This window comes from Deltaproteobacteria bacterium (assembly GCA_009930495.1).
Classification (GTDB): Bacteria; Desulfobacterota; Desulfovibrionia; order Desulfovibrionales; family Desulfomicrobiaceae; genus Desulfomicrobium.
In genome coordinates this window covers 1-6,960 of the sequence record RZYB01000140.1, presented here as the reverse complement: position 1 = coordinate 6,960, position 6,960 = coordinate 1, and the positions used below count along the sequence as shown (strand labels likewise).

General features: G+C 62.2%; 8 protein-coding genes. 1 reads left to right on the top strand and 7 read right to left on the bottom strand.

The window, feature by feature from the left end; translation table 11 throughout:
* On the top strand, window positions 1–280 hold a 280-nt coding region (locus tag EOL86_10825), incomplete at its 5' end, for a peptidylprolyl isomerase A (protein NCD26066.1).
* Between the two features lie 51 nt (window positions 281–331).
* Here the strand turns inward: EOL86_10825 and EOL86_10820 are convergent.
* The 7 genes from EOL86_10820 to EOL86_10790 form a co-directional block, all read right to left on the bottom strand.
* Window positions 332–1,606: a TRAP transporter large permease gene (locus EOL86_10820; protein NCD26065.1), complete on the bottom strand. Its 1,275-nt coding sequence runs from the start codon at window positions 1,604–1,606 to the stop codon at window positions 332–334.
* Window position 1,607: 1 nt separating this feature from the next.
* A complete protein-coding gene (locus EOL86_10815; GenBank protein NCD26064.1) occupies window positions 1,608–2,102 on the bottom strand; it encodes a TRAP transporter small permease in 495 nt (164 codons plus the stop codon).
* Window positions 2,103–2,197: 95 nt separating this feature from the next.
* Window positions 2,198–3,169 (bottom strand): DctP family TRAP transporter solute-binding subunit, encoded by a 972-nt coding sequence (locus EOL86_10810; protein NCD26063.1) that lies wholly within the window; start codon window positions 3,167–3,169, stop codon window positions 2,198–2,200.
* Window positions 3,170–3,355: 186 nt separating this feature from the next.
* On the bottom strand, window positions 3,356–4,042 hold the full coding sequence (locus EOL86_10805; protein NCD26062.1) for a response regulator: 687 nt from the start codon (window positions 4,040–4,042) through the stop codon (window positions 3,356–3,358).
* Window positions 4,039–5,676 (bottom strand): sensor histidine kinase, encoded by a 1,638-nt coding sequence (locus EOL86_10800; GenBank protein NCD26061.1) that lies wholly within the window; start codon window positions 5,674–5,676, stop codon window positions 4,039–4,041. The genes EOL86_10805 and EOL86_10800 overlap by 4 nt, the downstream gene beginning before the upstream one ends.
* A gap of 40 nt (window positions 5,677–5,716) precedes the next feature.
* Window positions 5,717–6,427 (bottom strand): ABC transporter ATP-binding protein, encoded by a 711-nt coding sequence (locus EOL86_10795; protein ID NCD26060.1) that lies wholly within the window; start codon window positions 6,425–6,427, stop codon window positions 5,717–5,719.
* The coding region (locus EOL86_10790; GenBank protein NCD26059.1) for an ABC transporter ATP-binding protein at window positions 6,408–6,960 on the bottom strand (553 nt) is incomplete at its 5' end. The genes EOL86_10790 and EOL86_10795, both read right to left, overlap by 20 nt.

Here is a 6,960-nt window from a genome sequence, read left to right as displayed (position 1 = left end):
GAACGAGGCCGCCAATGGTCTCAAGAACGTGAAGTATTCCATCGCCATGGCCCGGACAGGCGAGGTGGATTCAGCCACGTCTCAGTTTTTTATCAACACGGCGGACAATGAGTTCTTGGATCACGGCGTGCGCGACTTTGGTTACGCCGTGTTCGGCAAGGTCGTCGAGGGGCAGACCGTGGTCGACGCCATCGCCACGTCGTACACGACCACCAAGGGCATGCACCAGGACGTGCCCTTGGAAACAGTGGTCATTACCAAGGCCGAAGTGCTTCCGTGAGCGGGATGGGGATGCAATGAAAAAGGGCGGTCCTTACGGGCCGCCTTTTTTTTATCGGAGCAGATCGGGCAAAATGGTGATGATTGGCGGGAACAAGGTCAGAAGGAGCAGGCTGGCCAGGAGCGCGTACAGATAGGGCAGGCAGGCCTTCATGACTTTTTCCAGCGGAACCTTGGTGATGGCGCTGGCCACGAACAGGTCCAGGCCCACCGGCGGGGTGATGCAGCCGATGGCCAGATTGCAGACCATGAGCACGCCGAAGAACAGCGGATCGATACCCAGACTCTTGGCCACGGGCAGGAAGATGGGCGTCAGGATGACCACCGCGCCCGAAGCGTTGACCATGGTGCCGATGATCAGCAGCAGCACGTTCATGGCCAGAAGGAAAGCAATGGGCGAGGACGTCAGGCCGGCCACGAAGGCGCCGACATGGTGCGGAATCTGGAGGTTGGTCAGAAGCCAGCCAAAGACGTTGGCCGCGCCGACCAGGAACATGATGATGGTCGTGCCGATGACGGCCTGGAAGATGATCTTGGGGAAGTCCTTGAATTTTAGCTCTTTGTAGATGAACATACCGACAAAGATGCCATACACGGCGGCCACGGCCGCGGCTTCGGTCGGGGTGAAGATGCCGCCGTAGATGCCGCCAATGATGATGACCGGGGTCATCAGGGCAAAGAAGGAGTCCTTGAACGACACCCACACGGCCTTGACCGAGAATGTTCCGTCCGGTTGCAGGCCGTTTTTCTTGGCCAGCCACCAGCTGACGAGCATCATGGACGCGCCCATGAGGAGGCCGGGCAGAAAGCCGCCCACGAACAGGTCGCCGATGGAGGTGTCGGCGATGACGCCGTAGACGACCAGTGTGATGGATGGCGGGATGACAATGCCAACCGTGCCGCCGGCGGCCACGATGCCCGTGGCCCAGTCCCGGCCATAGCCTTTTTTCTCCATTTCATTGACCATGGTCGAGCCCAGGGCCGCCGTGGTCGCGGCCGAAGATCCGGAAATGGCCGCGAAGAACATACCCGAAACGGCCACGGCCTGGGCCAATCCACCGGTGAAGGAGCCGACCAGGGCCTGGGAGAAGTTGACCAGCCGGGCCGTGACGCCGCCGGCGGACATGAACGATCCGGCCAGCATGAAGAAGGGCACGGCCATGAAGGAAAAGGAATCGACGCCCGCGTACATCATCTGGGAGACCATGACGAGGGGCATGTTCATGAAGAAATAAAGAACGGTCGCCGCTGCCAGGCACAGGGCAAAGGCCACGGGCACACCCAGGGCGGTCAGACCGAGAAAGACCAGAAGCAGGGTAAGTTCCATGCTATTCCTCCTGGCTGTTGGCGCGTTTGCCGAAATTTTTGACGATGCGGATGGTGTCCTTGAGCAGGTACAGGAGCATGAGCACGCTGCTCACGGGGATGACGACATAGACCCAGCTCATGGGAATATCCAGGCCGGGCGCGCGTTGAAAGGTCATGATGGAGGTCATCTTCCACCCCTGGGTCAAAAGCAGAATGATGAACACATAGCCCGTGGCATTGATGATGATGTCCAGCACGGAGCCAAGGGGCGTACCCTTGAATTTGTCGGGCAGAAACTGCACGGCCAGGTGTCCGCTTTCACCCATGATCAGGGCCGAGCCCAGGAAGACGACCCAGACGAACAGAAAACGGGCCAGTTCCTCGGACCATTCCGGCGTGTAGCCAAAAAAATAGCGGGTCATGACCTGGGCGAAAATGATCACCAGCATGACCGACATGGCGGCCACGGAGAATCCGTAGAGGACCGTCCGCACGCCTTGGAGAAGTTTGTCCATGGAGTTCTCCTTGTTGTCAGAAGTGGCATGGCCGCGACTGGTGGCGGCCTGTAAACACCTCGCCCCGATTTCGGGGCGAGGATGCGAGGGCGGGTTTAGTTGGCCAGGGCCAGAATCTTGTCGATGTTGTCCTGCCCAACGGTGTCGGCAAAGGCCTTCCACACGGGCTGGGTCGCATCCATGAAGGGCTTGCGATCAACTTCGATGACCTCGATCTTGCCCGTGGCCTTGATCTTGTCCCAGTAGGCATTGTCTTCCTTGGTGGACAGGTCGCGCTGCCAGGCCACGGCTTCCTTGGCGGCTTCCTGGATGATGGCTTTCTGGGCGTCGGACAGTCGGCCCCAGGTGATCATGGAGATGAGCACTGGTTCCGGGGCGTAGGCGTGGGCGGTCAGGGAGGCGTATTTCTGGACCTCGAAGAAGCGCTTGGTGAAGATGTGGGCGCTGGGGTTTTCCTGGCCATCGACCGTGCCCTGCTGCATGGCGGAATAGAGCTCGCCAAAGGCCATGGGCGTGGGCGAGGCGCCCAGGGCCTTCATGGTTTCAATGTAAATCTTGTTGGACATGACCCGGATTTTGAGGCCCTTCATGTCGGCCGGAGTTTTGACCTCGCGCACGTTGTTGGTCAGATGGCGGATACCATTTTCCATGTATCCCAACAGTTTCAGGCCCTTGGACTCCAGCTCCTGCCCCAGGTCCATGCCGACCGTGTCCAAGGATTTGTAGGCGTGGGCACGGTCCTTGAAGAGGAAGGGCAGATCGAAAATGGACATCTTGGGCTGAAACTGGCCCAGGTCGGCGGTACCGGTCAGGACCATGTCAATGGTGCCGTAGATCAGGCCTTCGGTCATGTCCTTCTGGCTGCCGAGCTGGGAGGAGGGGAAGACCTGCACTTCCATGTCGCCCTTGGATTTTTCGGCCACCAGTTTGGCGAAATAGTCCGCTCCCTGGGCGTAGGGATGGGTCGGTTCGGCGATGTGCCCAAGCTTGAGCACGGTTTTGGCGAACGCGGGAACGCAGAGGCTAACGGCCAGCAGAACGACTGCGCACATGAAGAAACGTTTCATGACTCCTCCTGAAAATGACGTGTGCGGCGCGGATGCGCCAAAACAGGACCTCTAGGTTACTGTTTGGGCCATTACAGGAAAATGTCGATGAAAGCCATTTGAAACACAAAAAAACAAAAGGCCTATTTTGAGAATTTTGATCATTATGATCATGGCGCAATGCCATGGTACGGTGGCTGGCGGGATTTACGATCGGAAATAGCGGCGTTCGGGCCGGCCCACGCTGCCATAGATCACGTCGGCGAAGAGCACGGATTCGGCGATGAGAAATTCCAGATAGCGTCTGGCCGTGGACCGGCTGACACCGATGATGTCGGCCACTTCCTCGGCGCTGCGGCCCGTGTTTTCGGCCGGGGCCTCGAACACGGCACGGACCTTGGACAGGGTCAGACCGTCGATACCCTTGGGCAGGTTGTGTTGCGTTGCGGATGCGGCCCGAGGCGCGGGATGGAGCAGGCTGTCCACGTCCTGCTGTTCGATGGTGCTACCGCCGCGCAGGCGCTCGCGGTAGGCGCAGAATTTGGTCAGGCATTCGTGGAAGCGTTCGGCCGTGACGGGTTTGATGAGGTAGTCGAACACCCCGCCGCGCACGGCCTCCTTCAGCGCGCCGACTTCGCGCGCGGCCGTGATGAGGATGGCGTCTATTTCCAGGTTCTTGGCCCGGATTTCGCGCAGCAGGTCCGTGCCGAGGCCTTCGGGAAAATAGAGGTCGAGGAGCATGAGATGCGGTTCCAGGGCCTCGGCCATGTCGCGGGCGTCGTCCAGACGGTGGGCCACGCCGACGACCTCGCAGCCCGCGACCCGTTCGGTGAAACGGCGGTGCAGATCCGCGATACGGACGTCATCCTCGACAATGAGCACCCTGGTCTTCATCCTTCCTCCTTGGGAATGATCACGGTGAAGAGCGCGCCGCCCAGGTCGCCGCGGTTGACCATGATCTGTCCGCCCATTTCGTCCAGGCGTTGTCGGACCAGATAGAGTCCCACGCCGCGCCGTCCAAGGCCCTTGGACGAGACGCCTTTCTCGAAAATGTGTTCCTGCCGGTCCACGGCCACGCCGGGTCCGGAATCCTCGACCTCGAAGACGATATCCGTGCCCAAGTCCGTGAAGGACATGTCCACCCGGCGCGCGCCGTCCGGCTGCTTGACCACGGCCTCGAAGGCGTTGTCGAGCAGGTTGCCGACAATGGTCACGATCTTTTCCTGGCTGATCCTGGCCGGTACGTCGGCCATGGTGCTGTCCCGGTCGATGCGGAAATCCACGCGCAGCTCCTTGGCCCGGTTGTACTTGCCGAGGATGATGGCCGCAATGACCGGGTGAGGCACGGCCTCGCCCAGGAAACGGATGAATTCCTCGTACCCGGAGGACTCCGTGGCCACCAGGTCCAGGGCCTCGCGGTAGGCCTCGATCTGGATCAGACCGGCGATGGTGTGCAGCTTGTTGGAGTATTCGTGGGCCTGGACCCGCAGGAGTTCCGAATATTCCTGAACCCGGGCCAGTTCCGCCGCCAAACGTTCCAGCTCGTCCTTGCGCCGGAAGCTGGCCACCACCCCGCGCACGGCTTGTTCGTGAAAGACGGGCACGATGTTGAAGATGAGCTCCTGGCCGCCCACGGTCCGTTCCTGGTCGAATTCGGCCTGGCCGCTGTGCAGTGCCTGGCGCAGGCCGACATCAGGGATCACTGTTTCCACCGGCTTGCCGGCGAAGCGTTCGTCCAGGCTCAGTCCGGCGTAGCGGCGGGCCGCCTGATTGCAGACCCGGATGTTGCCCTGGTGGTCGATGGCGATGACGCCCTCGCGGATGGTCTGGAGCACGGCCACGCGCTCCAGATAAAGACTGGTGATCTCGGCCGGCTCCAGGCCCAGGGTCATTTTCTTGAGACGCCCGGCTATGATGATGGCGCTGGCGATGCCGACCAGACTCATGCCCACGATGTACATGAGCGGCTTGTCCAGGTGACTGGAGATGGACTGATGCACTCCCTCGCTCAGGTAGCCCACGGACACGAAGCCGATAATGTCTCCCTCGGGTCCGAAGATGGGCGTGAAGCCGCGCAGGGAGCGGCCAAGGGTGCCCATCGCTTCGGAGACATAGGATCTGCCCTCGCGCAGGGCCGGACCCGTGTCGCCGCCGACAAAGGTCTGGCCGATGCGTTCCGGAACGGGATGGGAGTAGCGTTTCTCGGTGTGGTCGCCGACGACGATGAAGGACGCGCCGGTCTGGGCGCGGATGGTTTCGGCGAGAGTCTGGATTTCTCCGTGTGGGTCTCCGGCCAGGAGGGCCGCGCGGATGGTCGGCATTTGGGCGATGGCCTTGGCCGTTTGCAGGGCGGTTTGTCCGACCTGCTCACGGAGCATGTCCTCGGCCAAGCCGGAAATGACGTGCCAGCTGACCGCGATTTGGAGCATGACCAGGGCCAGAACCATGTGGATAAGATGGCCCTGGATGGTTTTGGGCTTGAGCCAAGCGGCCAGGGAGGGCCAGATTCGTGCGTTGTCCGCGTACATGGACGGGTTGTGGCAGACGGCGCCGATGCTGGCAAGAAGGCTAGGTCCCGAGGTAGGCGGCCAGAACCCGGTCGTCGTCCAGCAGCGCCTTGGCCTGTCCATGGGCGGCGACCTGGCCGGATTCGAGGACATACCCACGGTGGGAGTGGGCCAGGGCCAGCCGGGCGTTCTGCTCGACGAGCAAGATGGTCATGCCTTGGCTGGTCAAGCGGTCCAGGATGGCGAAGATTTCCTCCACCACCAACGGGGCCAGGCCCAGGGACGGTTCATCCAGAAGCAGCAGGCGCGGCGAACTCATGAGCGCCCTGGCGATGGCCAGCATCTGCTGCTCGCCTCCGGACAGGGTGCCGGCCAACTGCTGGCGGCGCTCGCGCAGACGGGGAAACATGGCGTAGGACCGCTCCAGATCGGCACTGATGCCGGCGGCGTCCGTGCGGATGTAGGCTCCCAGGAGCAGGTTGTCCTCCACGCTCTGCTTGGCCAGGACCTGGCGGCCTTCGGGGCAGTGGGCCAGTCCGGCGCGGACGATGAGATCGGGCCGCAGGCGGGTGATGTCCGCGTCGGCGAAGCGCAGGCTGCCGGCCGCGGCCCGCGCCAAGCCGGAAATGGCGCGCAGGATGGTGCTTTTGCCCGCGCCATTGGCTCCGATCAGAGTCACGACCTCGCCCTGGTCCACGTGCAGGCTGACATCGCGCACCGCCTGGACGGGCCCATAGCTGACGCTGACGTGATCAAGGGCGAGAAGCGGCATGGTTTCCTCCAAGATAGGCGTCGATGACGCATTGGTCGCCGCGCACGGTCTCGGGCGTGCCCTGGCAGATGAGTCGGCCAAAATTGAGCACGGCCAGACGGTCGCACAGGCCCATGACCAGGGGCACATGGTGTTCGATGATGAGCACGGTCAGGTCGAAACGGCCGCGCAGGTCGCGGATAAAGGCGGTCAGTTCTTCCTTTTCGGCCAGATTGAGCCCGGCCGCCGGTTCGTCCAGGAGCAGCAGCTTGGGGCGCAGGGCCAGGGCGCGGGCGATTTCCAGCCGCCGGCGGTCGCCGTAGGGCAGGGATGCGGCCGTGTCGTGGGCCTTGGCCTCCAGACCGACCAGGGTCAGCAGGTCCAGGGCCGTGTCCCGGATTTTCCCTTCCTGGCGGCGGTTGGCCGGCAGGCCGAGAATCCCGGAGAGAAGTCCAGTCCGGGCAAAGGCCTGCATGGGCGCGCGGACATTGTCGAGCACACTCATGCCCGAAAAGAGCCGGATGTTCTGGAAGGTTCGGGCCATGCCCAGGGTG